This window comes from Shewanella sp. 10N.286.52.C2, assembly GCF_002874545.1.
Taxonomy (GTDB): Bacteria; Pseudomonadota; Gammaproteobacteria; order Enterobacterales; family Shewanellaceae; genus Shewanella.
This window is the reverse complement of the sequence record NZ_MCTV01000024.1, coordinates 93825-110622: the sequence shown is the minus strand read 5'-3', so window position 1 is coordinate 110622 and position 16798 is coordinate 93825. Positions and strand designations below refer to the sequence as shown.

The following is a 16798-nucleotide window of genomic DNA, read 5'->3' as shown; positions in this document are numbered from 1 at the left end:
GACTCATGTTACTTTACTAAGGTAAAGTGACTCATGTTATTTGACTAATGTAAGGTGACTCATGTTACTTGACTAAGGTTAAGTGACTAATATTAAGCGACTCTCGTTAATTACTTAATCAACAACTCCCCCCGAAAAGCGATAATAAAATGATGAGCTACCCTTCAGTAAAAATTATATTTCAGTTAAGCATCATATCGATAATTTTCATTGGATTAAGTTCGCCAATTCTCGCCACAGCCAATGAAAAAAACGCCGCAGTAAATAGCCATAATACTCCTGCTATGTCTAACGCTAGCGCATCAACGTCCCATAAAACCAGCACCATTTTTTTGGTTCGCCATGGTGAAAAACAAACTGGTGAAGATCCACAATTAACAGAACAAGGTAAAAATCGCGCCCTTGCTTTAGCGAATACCTTATCAGCAATTAAGCTTGATGCCGTTTATAGCACTCAATACCAGCGCACAGAGCAAACAGCGCTGCCAACAGCTAACTCACAATACCTCAAAATCAGTTACTATAATCCCAGAGAGTTAGCTGAATTTGCCAGCCAATTACAGCTTAATAGTGGCGCTAAGGTATTAGTGGTTGGACACAGCAATACCACCCCTAAACTGGTGAATTTACTGGGCGGCGAACCCGGCACTGAGATTAATGAAAAATCTGAATTTGACCGTTTATATATAGTAACGATATTTGCCCCAAGCAGTTCAGAAAAACCAGCAGCGCAGGTTAGTACCACATTGCTAAAGTATTAGCCTACTAAAGACCTGTGTTATTGGCCTTGTTGATTTAACCTAAAACAAGTTAGAGGCTCATGAAACTTGTGCATATTATTAATTAAACTTTGCTAATCTAAGGCTACTACTCCCTCGCACAGCTACCCTTTATTCCCGCTTAAACGTATAATCGCGCCACCTTGGCGAAGCCGCCACATAAAAGCATAATATTAGGTCGTTATATGCCCTCCACTAGTCAAACAGAAATCACATCACAGCTTAGTTTTCATGAAGATGTCGCTAAGCGAATCGAACAATCAGAGTCGCGAGTGATTAAAGCAATTTTCCCTTCCAATACCAACCATCACAACACCCTTTTTGGTGGCGATGCATTGGCGTGGATGGATGAAACCGCCTTTATTGCGGCCACCCGTTTTTGCCGTAAGTCTTTAGTTACTGTTAGTTCTGATCGCATTGATTTTAAAAAAGCGATACCGGCAGGTAGCTTAGCTGAGTTAATTGCCCGCGTTATCCACGTCGGTAACACATCAATTAAAGTTGAAGTGAATATATTCCTTGAAGATATGTATCAAGACAAGCGTGAGCATGCCATACGCGGGGTATTTACATTCGTCGCCGTTGATGAGCAGCGCGCTCCAACTCAAGTGTGGCCATAAACTCAAATTGCTATAAAAAACTGCCCATCATAAATCGTGATTGACCCTATTCAATGGCGAGTTGCTTATCAAAAAGCAGGTTTAAGTAACGGAATGACTCTTTCGCTCCGTTACTTTCTGTTTTTACGTACAATCATGCCTTTAACCCATAAGCTTATTAGACAAAAGTCTAAAATAATGAGTTAAATTGTTCGTTTGCCGCTTTGTATTTGATAAACCCTAGAATTTTATCTTACTTATCTGTTACATTAAATCTTCTTCACGTGCAAACAAGACTATTAAAAAGCCATGAAGCTACATAACTTAAATATAATTATTGCCGATGACCATCCATTATTTCGAAATGCATTAAGACAAGCGTTAAGTAATGCCTTTCAAGGTACCAATTGGTTTGAAGCAGACAGTGCTGAAGCGCTGCAACATATACTTGATGATAAAGCCAGTGAGCTTGACCTCATTTTACTTGATCTTCAAATGCCGGGATCCCATGGGTACTCTACGCTAATACATTTACGTGGCCATTACCCTGACATTCCTGTGGTGGTGATTTCAGCTCACGAAGATATCCAAACCATCAGTCGTGCTATTCATTACGGTAGCTCAGGCTTTATTCCTAAGTCGGCATCTATGGATACCCTTAAAGAAGCCCTTGATGGCGTTCTTCAAGGAGATATTTGGCTGCCTAAAGGAACTGAAGTACTCCCCGTTTCTGATGATCCTTCAAGCCAAATGGCCAGTAAGCTTTCAGACTTAACCCCGCAGCAATATCGGGTATTGCAAATGTTTGCAGAAGGCTTACTCAATAAGCAAATCGCCTATGACTTTGGTGTATCTGAAGCAACAATTAAGGCCCATGCCACAGCAATATTTCGTAAACTCGGGGTGAGAAACCGCACCCAAGCAGTTATCGCATTGCAGCAATTAGAAATGGAAAAGGTCGACCTATCTTAAGCGAACTCTCTCAACTGCCGTTTTCCCAAGCTTGTGAAAATAATAAAAAACCGATTTTAACTGAGTTAAAGTCGGTTTTTTCAAGTTCAACACAAGTATTAGAAATCGGCAGTGGTACTGGTCAGCATTGTGTTTATTTTGCTAAACATTTACCTCACTTAATCTGGCAAGCTAGCGATCAAAGTGATTACTTAGCCCAGCTTAATAGCCGCATCCACATTGAAGGTCCTGAAAACCTACTAGCCGCAATCGAACTTGATGTCACCAAGGCTTGGCCAAGTGCACAAATTGCGACAAACATTGATGGTTTATTTAGCGCCAATACTCTTCACATTATGAGCGAATCTATGGTAGTCGCCTTTTTTGAAGGCTTAGGGCAATATCTTAATTTACATGCTAATGTCGCAATTTATGGGCCGTTTAATTATCAAGGTCAATTTAGTAGCGACAGTAATGCGCAATTTGATATGTGGCTTAAGCAAAATAACCCTCAAAGCGGTATTAGAGATATAGAGTGGATAACATCACTTGCAAGCGATCAAGGCCTAAGCTTACAAGCCGACACCTCAATGCCGGCCAATAATCGCTTATTACATTTCAGCCGCAGCTAAATTAAATGATTATATTAAAGCACATCACTTAATACTTAATCTCGGCAACATTAGCATTATTGCTTATCGCTTTTGCCGAACACTAAAACCATAAAATCAAAGCCCAAATAGCTTAAGTTATGTCGCAAAACTTTGTAAGCTAGAGCTTAGTTATTTCTCTAACGATATCTACAACAAGGAACACGCATTATGGGTTCGGTTACCACTAAAAAACACCCAAACGGTTTGGAATTTGTCGAAGTTAATACCCCACTTTGTCAGGCACGTATATTTCATCAAGGGGCTCAAATAGATTTTTTCCAGCCCAAAGATAAAGCGCCTTTGTTATGGGTCTCTGATGCTGATGATTATCAGCCGGGTAACGGTATTCGCGGCGGCATTCCAATATGTTGGCCATGGTTTGGTGCCAGTGACATTGAAGGTTTCCCGCAGCATGGTTTTGCCCGCACCAGTTTATGGTCTTTAGCATCCGTTAAAATGCGCAATCAAATTGTTGATTTAGTGTTTACCTTGAAAGTTTCAGCCGAGCAGCAACAGTATTGGCCACATGATACTGAGGTAAGTGTATTATTTTCACTGTCTGAAACGTTAACTGTCAGCATAGTGAATAAAAACAATGCTGATTACCCAATTAACTTTACCCAAGCATTGCACAGTTATTTTCCTATTGAGGATATTCATCAACTTAAAGCCTCAGGCTTTAAAGATTCCAAATACATAGAATTTGCCAAAGGCCCTTTTGCCCAAGAGTCTGACGACGTGTTATTTGACCGTGAAACTGACCGAGTTTATACAGGTTTAGCACAAACCCAGGTACTGCATACTGCAGCTGGTGATATTGAAGTCAGCCGTGAAAACAGCCAGTCTGCGGTGTTATGGAATCCGTGGATTGATAAGTCCCAGCGTTTATCTCGCTTTAATGATAATGACTATCTCACTATGGTTTGCCTTGAAGCGGCTAACGTATTAGAAGATGAAGTTCACTTGCAAGCAGGTGAAAGTCATACCCTCACAACCCACATTCGCTGGCGATAAGCATAATTTGCATCAGTTATTTCCCTGTTAATAGCACAGCTTAACCTGCTGTTGTTAACAGGGTGATATCAGCGAGTAAACTGCTGTGATAAACTAGCTTACAATCAATATCTTAAAAGACTACTCAGCCCAAATGACAGTTCGCCTTTTTACTGTTAAACGATTCTTTATCCTATGCTTTTTTACCATTGCATTAGGCTTGCTTGTGCTGCAACAAAATTTTCGCCCTATCGCCTTAAAAGTACTTAACACCCTCACCTCGGCTTATGATATTCAGGTTAAAGATCTCGCGGTTAGCTTTGATACTGTTAATAAACTCAATTTTAAATTTATCTCCCTTGAGTATGAAGATAGTGTAATTAGCTTACACAATGCCGAGCTAAGATTAGTCGATGGCTATGGCGCATTAAAAAACATGGCTCTGACAATACAAGATTTTGAGGCTGTTACCGTAGAAAGAATTGATGTTAACTTAGGTTATTCATTTCTTAAGCGCCGTTTTGTGGGTAAAGATAACCAAGCAACAACTGACGCTGATGTCGGCCTGAGTATCAATCATTTGCCGTTCATTGAGCTGGCTAAGATAAATATTTACTGGGCTGATGATAAAGACTTAACTCAGCCGTTAATCGAGGCGCATAATTTAAGCCTTGCTGCCAGTGGTCAAAATCAAAACATAGCAGTTAATCAAACAAGTCGTAAAAAAAGCGCTGCTACATCTTTTGCTAGTTCAACTTCAACAATACTGACAGGTAAGCTGTTGCTTATGCAGCAAGAGTTTATTGATATTGCGCTAAGCCTAAATCCACGTGAGTGGCAGCTTAATTCCGATGTCGATATCAATAAAGTGCTCCAAAGCCTGCAATTGCTGGAACAGTCAGTGACTCAGAGAATAACGGCCACCACGAATACAGATGAACAGCAGGGATTACAACTATTATCCCAAGCTTTAGCCCCTGTAATAACGCCTATTTCAGCGGCAAATTATCAATTTAATGGCAACTGGTTAGGGCAAACACGATTAGATTTACCAAGTGGGTCAATCAGCAGTCATCACGAAATTAGCAATATTGAAATCGCGCCAACTGCTGACAATAACGTTAATAGTACTATTAGCTTTAAACCTGAAATGCCCATCAGCCTCGAGGTTAATTATCAGCCACAAGATACACATAATGCTAATCAGCGGGTATCAATTTCTTTAGCGCCGTTTTCGTGGCAGCAATCCACCAGCCCAAAGGCGCTTATAAAACTCAGCGGTTACTTAAATGATATTCAAGGTAATCGTGCAGATAGCGTTGCCAACGTGAATCAAAAAGTCGAAGATCGCCAAAATCTCGAAAAAAACCAAAGTGAGAACAATATACAGTCATTACTGACTCAAGTTGCTAAGCTTAGCCCCGAGACAAATACAGGATTACCTAAGGGTGACGCCACTATTGACTGGTCTTTGGCGTTTAACTCACCGACTTACATGGATATCACACTGGCTAACGATAGCCCAAACTCAAATAGCCATTATGATTTACATATAGCTTCATTCAATGCACAAATAGCCCATCCACTGCTTACTACTCAGCTCATTTTTACTGATAACAGCGCCGCTATTGCTAATGAAAACTACCAAGTAAAAAGCGCAATAAATGTTGATATCAACCAAGTTAAACCAATTGATTTAAGTCACTTAGATAATGTCGACAGTACTTTAATTATTGATGGCGCAAGCTTAACAGGCCAATTAGCTGTTGAGCATCAGCTAAGTCAAAATCACCCCACAACCAAAGTTAGCCTCAAACAAAACGCTCAATTACAGCTTAGTGATTTAAGCTTAATATCTGCCAACAAACTTATTGCCTTTGAGGGACTGAACTGGCAACAACAAGGGGCTAGCGAGCTTAGTTCAACCATTGACGGCAGCCAAATAAAGCTCAATGACTTCTCATTCGGATTTGATAAGTTTCATCTTCAAGATCTAAGCACGGCAACTGATACGATTAACGCCAAAGAATCGCTTGAAATACATTTAGGCCAATTTGCTGTTGATGCTAAACAAGCAATTGAGTTATTTATGCCAGCGACGTTACCCGTGGATGAATTAACCTCAAAGCTCTTACCTTCAAGTATGAACCAGCCTAAGAATCTAGCTAGTAACAATTCAACTAATGACATCAAAAGCCAACCAAGCTTACTTACGTCATTATTAAATCAGCGCAATAGCAGTGATTTAATCTGGCAATTAAACGATATCCGCATCGATAAATTGATCCCGACTAAATCAAAACTGCGCCGCTATCCACTACTGCGATTAGACAGCTTAACCCTTGAACAAAACCTGCAGTTACACAGCCAGCTGCTCACAGGTAAAGAGCTTTGGCAACTTGATGAGCTAGCACTATCGAGCTACCACCTACTGCAACTACCTAAAAATAATAACCCTTTATCATTAGCCGGTCAGTGGCACACTGACTCTGATTTAGCCCCTCTGCTTGGAGTGTTAGCGCAAACTCAAATGCTGCCGAGTGATTTATCCATTGCAGGCCATAATAAATTGGATGCTGGTTTTGCCCTTGTTGAAAGCCAAGGGGTATCCTTATTTGAAATGAAATTTACTCAGTCACTCTCTGATGTTGAGGCGCAGTACAACGAAATGTTTTTTGATAATGGCAGTATCAATGCCCAATGCCAATTTAACTGGCAACAAGCCCATAGCTCACAATTATTAACAAAAACCTACAGCCAAAGTCGATTATTGTGTCAACAAACCGAGCTAAACATTGCTAACGCCTATGTCGGCATAAACTTAGATGAACTCAATCTCAAAGCCGATATTTCATTAGGTAAAAATGAGCAAATACCTGCCAAGAACTGGTTACAAGAAATCACAGGTTTAAGTGATACAGACGTCAACTTAACAGCACGGGGCAATTTACTGGGTGGCGAGTTTTTAATACCTGAGTTTTTTTTAAAATTACACGATAAGTCAGAAGGCTATTTGATGCTTAACGGCATTAGTTTACAAACCTTACTGGCAGCACAGCCTCAAGTAGGCGTATATGCCGATGGGATCTTTGACGGAGTCTTACCCGCGACTTTAGTTGATGGAAAAATTAATATTGCCGGAGGCCATTTAGCCGCCCGAGCCCCTGGCGGCTTAATCAAAGTCTCTAATAACCCAGCACTTGAGCAAGTGAAAGCAAGCCAACCTCATTTAGAGATAGTGGCGCAAGCATTAGAACACTTGCAGTATTCCGAGCTAATAAGCACACTTGATATGCAACAAAATGGCGATGCCCAATTAGCCGTTCAAGTAAAAGGACAAAGCAAAGATATTGAACGACCTATTCATTTGAACTACTCTCATGAAGAGAACCTATTTCAATTATACAAAAGCACGCAGATTGGTAACCAACTGCAAAATGATATTGAACGTTCCGTGAAGTAAAAGGACACCTTTGTGAACACTCAGTCGATTTACCGAATATTTCTTATTGCCGCATCAGTACTGCTGATAGGCGCCTGTACCCCAACCGTTAAAATTGAGCCACCAGATAAGCCTATTGTCATTAATCTTAATGTAAAAATTGAGCATGAAATCATTATAAAAATCGATAAAGAGCTCGATATTCTTTTAGAAGATGATGAGCTGTTTTAATCAATAAGGAAGCAATAATGAACACAAAAATCATGGCTTTAGTTTTAACGTTACTTCTAGGGTTAACACTGAGTTCAAATGTAGCTGCGTTGACATTGCAACAAGCTAAAGACCAAGGATTAGTTGGTGAGCAAACTAATGGTTATCTTGGTTTGGTGGTCAATGATAACGACGCAAAAACATTAATAACTGAGGTAAATAGTAAGCGAAAGCTACATTATCAAAAAATTGCCAAAAAGAATAAATTATCCACTGAAGATGTCGCTGCAAGAGCCGCGCAAAAAGCCATTGCCGCAGCCAGAAAAAGTCATTTTATCCAAACAGCTAAAGGGAAATGGACTCAAAAATAAATGACTAAATACCGATTTCAGTCGATCGATTATGGCTTGGAGCTTGGTATGAGAATTAACTGCATGAGGGATAATTGCATTATATGTACTAGCTCAGACTTTAAAAAAACTAACGCGCCTTGGTTTAAAATACCTTGGCGCGCCGCAAACTTAAAATTACATAGTGACCATTGCCCAGTAATCGAGACGCGCCTTAGGATCTAACACCGCTTTTTTACACACTTCTTTGTATTTATTCATTAACGGACCTAAGCCGCTTTGGCCTTGTAAACTGGCAAGCTGCTGGTTTTTCGCTTCTGTGACCGCTTTAGCCGCCTTTTCGGCACTTAAGTAGCCCGCGGCTAATTTTTCAGCTTCAACTGCTGATGTTTTCAATCTTTCACCAACCGGTTTCATCTGCGGCGCATTCATACCCATAATCATGCTAGAGCTAATTTGATAATATGCGGCACATTGGACTAATTCATTAGTAAATGCGGCTTCAGCTTTATCTTGCGCCTGTACGCTTAAGCTAGTGGCAACTAACGTGATCGCAGCGGCGAACTGATATCCTTTTTTAAACATACTGTATCCTTTCTTAGTAATTAATTTCTGAGTGCGCAATGCTATTGCTAAATTGTTGTTGGTAATGAGCTAAACGATGCTTTAAATGCTGCTTAACCGTTGGCCATTCTGAATCAATAATGGAGTAAACAACTGTGTCTCTGACTGTGCCATCTTTCAAAAGTTTATGGTTTCTTAACACCCCATCTTGCTTAGCCCCAAGACGCGTAATTGCCTGCCTTGATGCTTGATTGTGCCAATGGGTGCGAAATTCCACCGCCATGACATCCAAGGTTGAAAACGCATAATCGAGTAATAACAATTTGGTTTCGGTGTTAACACCGGTGCGCTGGGCACGTTTTGCATACCAAGTGTAGCCAATTTCTAAGCGACGATTAGGTTGATCCCATTGGCAGATACGGGTGCTACCGATCACCTCACCTGAGGTTTTGTCCCGCACGGCAAAAGCCAATGCTTCGCCAAGTTGTTCTTGGGCTATGGCTTTTTCAACATAAGCTTTCATATCATTGGCATGGGGAACCGAGGTATACCAAAGCTCCCATAAGTTGCCATCAGCAGCTGCAAGACTTAGCGCTGGCACATGCTCGAGTGTTAACGGCTCTAAAATGACATGTTCACCCATTAAAAAAGTATGACTGTCTGCGTATGCCATTGAGTGCTCCTAGATAAATAGTTAACTTGATCAAACAATGACAGAATACATGATCTAGATCAGAATAAAATCACCTTTTTGCTATTAAAAACAACAATAATGTCTTGTCTCATACGAACCAAAAAACCAAAAAGACCAATATCAATTGATATTGGTCTTTGGAGTAAGTGTTCTGAGTCAAGATTGCTGCTCGAGTGTAACGATGGATTTCGCTTATTTTGTGCTAATTAAAACTTATTTGATAAACACTGGTGCTGCCGCTTACTTCATTGCCAATAATTAATAATGGCAAACCTGTAGGGCTATCCTCAGCTAGAATAAATTTCATCCCTTCTGGGCCTAAATCACCCACAAGCTCAGGTTGCCCACTCATGGTTTCGCCGTCTATTTCAAAGTCGATATCAAAATCACGGTTCACCACATAGTCAATAAAACTGACGTCAAAAGGATTAGTAATATCGTAAATCATTATCCCAGATGTACGCTCTAAGCCGATGAAAGCATAATTTTTATCACCGATTCTACCTATCGCTAGCGCTTCAGGCTCAGGACCTTTATCATCACTGCGACTATCGCCTTTGCTTTCTTCATTATGATTGTTGAAGTTTTCACCTAGCACTGCTGCGGTAATCCTCTCAAAGTCATTACCACTATCAAAGACTAATTGACCAGCATGACTCCAGATAGAAAATGAGCGGCCACCATAAGATACAATTCTATCAAAATCGCCGTCATTATCATCATCACCCATGCTAGTGGTAACCTTTAATCGGCCTAATTGAGTTTTATCTTGGGCGGCTAATATTTGCGGGTGGCTTGAGTCTAAAATCAAATCATCGGCGCGGGCTTCTTCAGAAAAACCATCATAATCACGAGCATCACCTTCATTGGCTGTGACAATAAAGTCTTGTCCATGCCATTGATAACTGGCGATAGTGTCAGGCTGATACATCCCATAGACACCAGCATAATTAACGATATTAATGGCATCATCTTTGTCGCTGGCATCAAGCTCATTACCTGCTTTACCGTAATCTTTAAGGCCTAAAGCATTAATGGCTTCGACGGTATTATTCTCTAAGTTAATCACTGCGATAGCATTGTTTTCTTGTAAGCTGACATAAGCAAACTGATTATCTTTGGACACTGCAATATACTCAGGCTCAAGATCCTGTGAAACTGAAGCGTTTGGTCCATTAATCTTAATCATATTACTAAGCTCATTATGGCGAGCTTCACCTAGATTAAATTCATTAAAATCAATCAAAGTAGCAGTATCTGCTGGCAGACCATCGGTAATCTCTATCAACGCAATAGTACCTTCTGGGTCAACGCTATAATCAGAGTTTGGCTCACCTTCATTTGCTATAACCAGTTTGGCACCATCATGGGTAAAAACCACATTATCCGGTAATGCCCCTACTTCTACGGCCTTAATAAATTCAGGCTCTGCAGTGGCTGATAATTGATAAAATGCAACGATACCATTGCCTTGGGTCGCATTGCCGGCACTATCAGATCTCTCAACGGCGGCGGCTAATAAGTCGCCATAAATACTGACACTGTTGACGCTGCCTAAATCATTAATTTCAGCATCTTCAGCAACGTTTACACTTAAGGTTTTAGTGAGGTTGTTTAATGTTATCGCCGTTATGTCATCTGAATTAACCCTTGCTAACGAAGATAAGTCTAGGACATCTAACATGCCACTTTGTGCATTAACTACATATACGCTGTTGCTAGCCTGATGAAAGTCAACAATTTCTGCTGCGCTTTGGCCATAAATTCCTGATTCATAACGACCGATTAGCCCTAACTGCAATTGACCTTGAGCTTCAGCACATAGTATTTGAGTTTGGCCAGCAAGCACTTCATCTGTGTCTAAAACACCATTTATGTTTACATCAATCCCCGTGTCGATCTGTTGACCACCAAATGGACACTGGCTATTGCCAGCAGTTAATTCAGTGATTGAGATTAACGAGCTTAAACCATTCGTACCATCAACACCTTGAACGCCATTAAGACCATCATCACCATTACAGCCTGCTAGCAGCATCATTGACATTACTGTGGTTAACGGCAAAAGTGTGGTTAACGGAAAAATTTTCGTTTTCATGCTTTAGTCTCTATTAAGTAATTGTTGCAAAGTTGGGCGCTAAGCTACTCAAGTTCGATGACACTAAAACGACAACAATGTTACTTTAATGTTAAACCTCAACAGTCTGATTTAGTAAAGATTAAAATACACTTAATTCCTGATATTTTTCGATGCTGATCACCTTTTTCATGGTAAAATTTTGCCAGAATTTCGTACTCTCTTTCCTATAAAATTCTTCGATGTGATCCTATTTTATGTCTATCCAATGAGGTTTTTGTCAGCATGTCTTCTAACTCTCCTTCTGTGACCTCGGCGCAGAACTCCCCAAACCTTGCCATGCTTATTCCGATGCTGGCTGCGATTGTGGCCATCACCCCATTAGCCATCGATATGTATTTACCAGCAATGTCTGCCATTGCTGACAGCTATTCAACCCATGTCACCACAGTGCAGCAATCGTTAAGTATTTACCTTGCGGGCTACGCGCTAGGGATGCTCACTTTTGGCCCGCTTGCTGATCGCTTTGGCCGTAGGCCCTTGGTCATTTTTGGCTTAAGTGGGTTTACCTTAATCAGTTTCTTTATTTCTATCACCGCTAATATTGAGTTATTTTTAGCGCTGCGTTTTGCCCAAGCATTTATTGGCGCAGCTGCCACGGTTGTGGTACCTGGTTATATTAAGGAAGTTTATGGTGACAATACTGCCAAAGGAATGTCTTACGTCAGCTTAATAATGATGTTAGCGCCGTTACTTGCGCCCAGTGTAGGCAGTTTAATTTTAGAAGTGGGTGAATGGCCGTTAATCTTTTTAAGCCAAAGTTGTTATGCTATATTTTTGCTTTTGTTGGTTATTTTTAAATTAAAAATGCCCAGCGACAAAGCAAAAGATGCCCGCAGTAATAAGTCTTTTTTAAACGCCTATAAAACCGTGCTGAGCCGCCAAGGTGTGAAACTCAATATTAGTTGCGGAGTACTGACTTCCTTTGCGTTTTTCTGTTATTTAACAGCTTCGCCTTTCATTTATATGGAAGTCTTTGATTTAGATAAAACCTTATTTTCAATATTATTCAGTACTAATGTCGGCGCTCTGATGTTGGCGAACATTTTAAACTCTCGAATTGTCGGGCGTTTTGGCTCAAACAGAATGCTGTTTGCTGCAACCGTGTTTGCCACCTTAGCAGCCGCAGGTTTGTTGCTGGTGAATCTTTTAGGCTTGAGTTACCACTTTACTGTCGCCATGCTGATCCCATTAATGGGCTGTTTAGGAGTGATGTCAGTTAATGCCGATGCCATTGTGTTGATGAAATTTAAACAAGAAACCGGTACTGCAACGGCTGTAATTGGCACTCTGAGATTTGGCTTTGGCTCATTAGCTGGCCCTTTATTGGCTTTCTTTTATACTGGCACCGCGGTGCCATTTTCGGCGATGATGTTGTTATCAGTAATGCTGGTAATGGGTTGTTTATTGTTTCAACGTACCCAGCCAAGAAACTAATCATCTAGCGGCTTGAACTTGTAATAAAACGGCTCATAAAGAGCCGTTTAAATTCACACTAACACCATAGGTAATGTGCTTAGTAACATCGCCGCCATCAACCAATTAAAATTTCGCTGACGAATAGGTGTGTTTAACTTCTGACTGATAGAAGAGCCTATCAGTACCCAAAGCAATGACATTGGTAGCCCTACAATATTGAATACCAGCACCCCACCAATTGCCGTTGTCCAATATAAATCACCACTAATAGTAAATGCGCTTAATAAGCTAATTGAAGCCATCCATGTTTTAGGGTTTATCCATTGGAAAAAGGCCGCTTCAACTAAGGTTATCGGCTTAGCCCTTTCGCTGGCTTGATTGCGTCCATGTTGCGTGGCTATTTTGACCGCGAGATAGATCAAATAGCCAATGGATGCATATTTTAACATCTGATGCAGTAGCGGCCATGACTCAAATAAAGACCCTAACCCCAATAACATAGCCACATGCAAACTGGTTTGGCCTAAACGGATCCCAATCATATGCGGTACGGTTTGTTTAACACCAAAATTAGCACCAGAGTTAGCCAATAGCACATTATTAGGCCCTGGCGTACCCGTCATGGTAGCGCAAAATAGTGCGGCCGATAGCATCAACATGACAACAGATGGGCCCATACATTTCCTATTTAAACATTTTTAATCAAATCACCTTAAACTCAGCAAATACCTGTTCGAAAAACAACACGATACAAGCAAGCGTAATATACTCGGTTTAATTCAAGTTTCTGCAGTTTTCACGCTTTTTAATTAATTTAAAACGCCTAACTGTCATTTATCTTAAACAATCATGAAATACTTTCACCTAAATTACTTTATTTCAACAAGACACTTGTATCGTGCTCAAAAATAAATATGATGAAGGTATCTTGGAAATCAGCAAGATACATATTTAGTCAAATTATCTGAGGCGGTTTTCTACTGCGTAGATAAGCGAGTTCGAATTACCGTTCGGGCTTATTTTTAGAACGATTACCGTCGTTGTAGCAAGATACTGTTTACCATAACGGTAACTTAAGAGGATTTAGCAATGGAAAAATTATCCGGCGCCAGCATGATAGTGCGCTCGTTAATCGATGAAGGCGTAAAACACATTTTCGGCTACCCAGGTGGCTCAGTACTCGACATCTACGATGCGCTGCACAAAGATTCTGGCGTAGAGCATATCCTAGTAAGACATGAACAAGCAGCTGTGCATATGGCTGATGGTTATGCCCGCGCCACCGGTGATGTGGGTGTCGTACTGGTAACCTCTGGTCCTGGTGCTACTAACGCCATTACCGGTATTGCTACCGCCTACATGGACTCTATTCCTTTAGTGGTTTTATCAGGCCAAGTTCCGAGTAATTTGATTGGTAATGATGCTTTCCAAGAATGTGACATGATTGGGATCTCACGCCCTATTGTCAAACATAGCTTTTTAGTTAAAGATCCCCGTGAAATCCCCGAAATCATCAAAAAAGCTTTTTATATTGCAGCAACCGGTAGACCTGGCCCTGTCGTAGTTGATTTACCAAAAGATTGCTTAAACCCTGAAGTCCTGCACGAATACATTTACCCTGAAAGCGTTAATATGCGCTCTTACAATCCGACAACCGCAGGCCACAAAGGTCAGATACGCCGTGGATTACAAGCGCTGTTATCGGCTAAAAAACCTGTGTTATATGTGGGCGGCGGCGCTATTATTTCAGGTTGCGACCAACAAATTATTCGCCTAGCTGAAAAGCTCAATATTCCAGTCATTAATACCTTAATGGGCTTAGGCGCATTCCCTGGCACTCACCCACAATGCTTAGGTATGTTAGGCATGCACGGTTTATATGAAGCTAATATGGCGATGCACAACTGTGACTTAATTTTTGGTATTGGGGTGCGTTTTGATGACCGTACCACCAATAATGTAGAAAAATATTGCCCTAATGCCACCATTTTGCATATCGATATTGATCCGGCATCTATTTCTAAAACCATACGAGTGGATATACCGATTGTTGGCTCTGCTGAAAATATCCTCGATAGCATGTTAGCTTTACTTGATGACACCGAAAAAACCAACGACAGCGAAGCGCTTGATGCTTGGTGGATTGAGATTAATCAATGGCGCGAAAAAAATTGTTTAGCCTATGACAAATCAAGTAATCGCATAAAGCCACAGCAAGTGATCGAAACACTGCATAAATTAACCAATGGCGATGCCTACGTCACCTCTGATGTGGGTCAGCACCAAATGTTTGCCGCGCTTTACTATCCATTTGATAAGCCACGCCGTTGGATTAACTCAGGCGGGCTTGGCACCATGGGCTTTGGTTTACCTGCTGCCATGGGCGTAAAAATGGCGATGCCAGATGAAACCGTAGTGTGTGTTACGGGTGATGGTTCAATCCAAATGAATATTCAAGAACTTTCAACTGCGCTGCAATATGACACCCCAGTAAAAATCATTAATTTGAATAACCGTTTCTTAGGTATGGTTAAGCAATGGCAAGACATGATTTATTCAGGTCGTCATTCACACTCTTATATGGATTCAGTGCCTAATTTTGCCAAAATCGCTGAAGCTTATGGCCATGTTGGCATGACGATTAGTGATCCTAACGAATTAGAGTCAAAGTTAGCTGAAGCATTGGCAATGAAAGACAAGTTAGTCTTTGTTGATATTAGCGTTGATGAAACAGAGCATGTTTATCCAATGTTGATCCGTGGAGAAGCAATGAAAGATATGTGGTTAAGTAAAACGGAGAGAAGCTAATGCGTCGTATTATTTCTGTATTATTAGAAAACCAACCAGGGGCATTGTCTCGTGTGGTTGGACTGTTTTCTCAGCGTGGCTACAACATCGAAAGCTTAACCGTTGCGCCAACAGAAGACACCACCCTGTCACGCCTTAATATTACGGTGAATGCTGAAGCTGATGTTCACGAACAAATTGAAAAGCAACTTCATAAGTTAATTGATATTTTAAAAGTCTCTAACATAACTGAAAATGCCCATATTGAGCGAGAACTGGCATTGGTCAAAGTTAAAGCCCAAGGAGAGATGCGTGAAGAAGTCAAACGCACTGCTGATATCTTCCGAGGTCAAATAGTGGATGTCACCGCCAGCTTGTATACCATTCAAATGGCCGGTACCAGCGAAAAAATAGATGCCTTCATCAGCGCGCTTGCTGAAGTCACAAAGGTAATTGAAGTTTCTCGCTCAGGCGTTGTAGGTCTTGCCCGTGGCGAGAAAGTCATGAAAGCATAGCAGTTCACTTTTTGCATGGCTAGTAACAAGTCTATGCTTAAAAAAGTGTCACAATAAAGGGAGCTGATTAGCTCCCTTTATTATGCTCATTATTGACCCCTCCTGAGATAACCTGTTTTTGAGGCTAATTGATTCACTGTTCATGTTTGAGAGCAATAATGTTTGATCAGAAATGGCAGGGGCTTGCTTATTTATTGAACTTCGACTTGATGAAATTTGATCGTTTTCACTAGCTGAAGTGAAGTTATTGTCAATTGAAAACAATATCGTTTGATCATTTTGTAACTCACCTCTGGACATTTCCGAGTTAGATCTCTAAATCTAATTGGTGAATTTAGGATTAAAATTTCTATGCTAAGTGAGTTCAACTACAAATGAGTGGCCAAATTCACCTTGTCACTACACTAAACGTTCATTTCCTACAAATGGTAGTAACTCTTTTGGTTGCTCACCTTTAATCGCTGAATTTATGCGTCGTTGAATACTGGTGTAATCTGAAGTTTCAGGTGTTGCAGCCATTTGTGCGCGAATTGGATTCAAATCAACATACGCCATACAGGCAAGAACTGCTGCGTCAAAACTTTATTGACTGCCGACAGATCATATTGATTCACCTTGTTAGCTTTACGCTTAAAGCGAAAACAGCCCTACCCTATATTTTGCTCACTCTGTTATACTAACCAGCTATTCTTTACCACTGCGCCA

Annotated in this window: 15 protein-coding genes and 1 pseudogene; 11 read left to right on the top strand and 5 right to left on the bottom strand. The window is 40.8% G+C overall.

Annotation, left to right across the window (positions count from 1 at the left end):
* Positions 1-149: 149 nt before the first annotated feature.
* From BCU94_RS09595 to BCU94_RS09560, 8 genes are all read left to right on the top strand, one after another.
* Positions 150-761 (top strand): phosphoglycerate mutase family protein, encoded by a 612-nt coding sequence (locus tag BCU94_RS09595; RefSeq protein ID WP_198589282.1) that lies wholly within the window; start codon positions 150-152, stop codon positions 759-761.
* Between the two features lie 203 nt (positions 762-964).
* Complete coding sequence (locus BCU94_RS09590; RefSeq protein ID WP_102438169.1) at positions 965-1399, top strand: acyl-CoA thioesterase; 435 nt, start codon at positions 965-967, stop codon at positions 1397-1399.
* Between the two features lie 288 nt (positions 1400-1687).
* Positions 1688-2350: a response regulator transcription factor gene (locus tag BCU94_RS09585; protein ID WP_076537614.1), complete on the top strand. Its 663-nt coding sequence runs from the start codon at positions 1688-1690 to the stop codon at positions 2348-2350.
* Entirely contained in the window at positions 2320-2961 is a 642-nt protein-coding gene (locus BCU94_RS09580) for a DUF938 domain-containing protein (protein WP_102438171.1), read from the top strand. The genes BCU94_RS09585 and BCU94_RS09580 overlap by 31 nt, the downstream gene beginning before the upstream one ends.
* A 189-nt stretch (positions 2962-3150) precedes the next feature.
* Complete coding sequence (locus BCU94_RS09575; RefSeq protein ID WP_102438173.1) at positions 3151-3996, top strand: D-hexose-6-phosphate mutarotase; 846 nt, start codon at positions 3151-3153, stop codon at positions 3994-3996.
* Between the two features lie 205 nt (positions 3997-4201).
* Positions 4202-7438, top strand: a complete 3237-nt coding sequence (locus BCU94_RS09570; protein ID WP_157937394.1) for a YdbH domain-containing protein — start codon at positions 4202-4204, stop codon at positions 7436-7438.
* Between the two features lie 27 nt (positions 7439-7465).
* Positions 7466-7648 (top strand): YnbE family lipoprotein, encoded by a 183-nt coding sequence (locus BCU94_RS09565; protein WP_241901002.1) that lies wholly within the window; start codon positions 7466-7468, stop codon positions 7646-7648.
* Between the two features lie 17 nt (positions 7649-7665).
* Complete coding sequence (locus BCU94_RS09560; RefSeq protein WP_102476248.1) at positions 7666-7998, top strand: YdbL family protein; 333 nt, start codon at positions 7666-7668, stop codon at positions 7996-7998.
* A gap of 156 nt (positions 7999-8154) precedes the next feature.
* On the opposite strand, the gene BCU94_RS09555 is transcribed toward BCU94_RS09560, so the two are convergent.
* The 3 genes from BCU94_RS09555 to BCU94_RS09545 all read right to left on the bottom strand — a co-directional run bounded on the left by BCU94_RS09555 (position 8155) and on the right by BCU94_RS09545 (position 11333).
* Positions 8155-8562, bottom strand: a complete 408-nt coding sequence (locus BCU94_RS09555) for a hypothetical protein (RefSeq protein ID WP_102438181.1) — start codon at positions 8560-8562, stop codon at positions 8155-8157.
* Positions 8563-8575: 13 nt separating this feature from the next.
* Positions 8576-9214 (bottom strand): GNAT family protein, encoded by a 639-nt coding sequence (locus BCU94_RS09550; protein ID WP_102438183.1) that lies wholly within the window; start codon positions 9212-9214, stop codon positions 8576-8578.
* A 223-nt stretch (positions 9215-9437) separates the two neighbouring features.
* On the bottom strand, positions 9438-11333 hold the full coding sequence (locus tag BCU94_RS09545; RefSeq protein WP_102476247.1) for a choice-of-anchor I family protein: 1896 nt from the start codon (positions 11331-11333) through the stop codon (positions 9438-9440).
* Between the two features lie 264 nt (positions 11334-11597).
* Here BCU94_RS09545 and BCU94_RS09540 point away from each other — a divergent pair, with 264 nt between their 5' ends.
* Positions 11598-12809, top strand: a complete 1212-nt coding sequence (locus tag BCU94_RS09540) for a multidrug effflux MFS transporter (protein WP_102476246.1) — start codon at positions 11598-11600, stop codon at positions 12807-12809.
* Between the two features lie 53 nt (positions 12810-12862).
* On the opposite strand, the gene BCU94_RS09535 is transcribed toward BCU94_RS09540, so the two are convergent.
* Positions 12863-13468 (bottom strand): LysE family translocator, encoded by a 606-nt coding sequence (locus BCU94_RS09535; protein ID WP_102476245.1) that lies wholly within the window; start codon positions 13466-13468, stop codon positions 12863-12865.
* Between the two features lie 412 nt (positions 13469-13880).
* On the opposite strand from BCU94_RS09535, the gene BCU94_RS09530 reads away from it, so the two are divergent.
* Positions 13881-15599, top strand: a complete 1719-nt coding sequence (locus BCU94_RS09530; protein ID WP_102476244.1) for an acetolactate synthase 3 large subunit — start codon at positions 13881-13883, stop codon at positions 15597-15599.
* Positions 15599-16093, top strand: coding sequence for an acetolactate synthase small subunit (gene ilvN / locus BCU94_RS09525; RefSeq protein ID WP_076537586.1), 495 nt, complete (start codon positions 15599-15601; stop codon positions 16091-16093). Before BCU94_RS09530 ends, ilvN begins: the two co-directional genes overlap by 1 nt.
* A gap of 408 nt (positions 16094-16501) precedes the next feature.
* Here ilvN and BCU94_RS09520 read toward each other — a convergent pair.
* A pseudogene (locus BCU94_RS09520) lies at positions 16502-16666 on the bottom strand (transposase); the annotation flags it as partial.
* Positions 16667-16798: the final 132 nt, after the last annotated feature.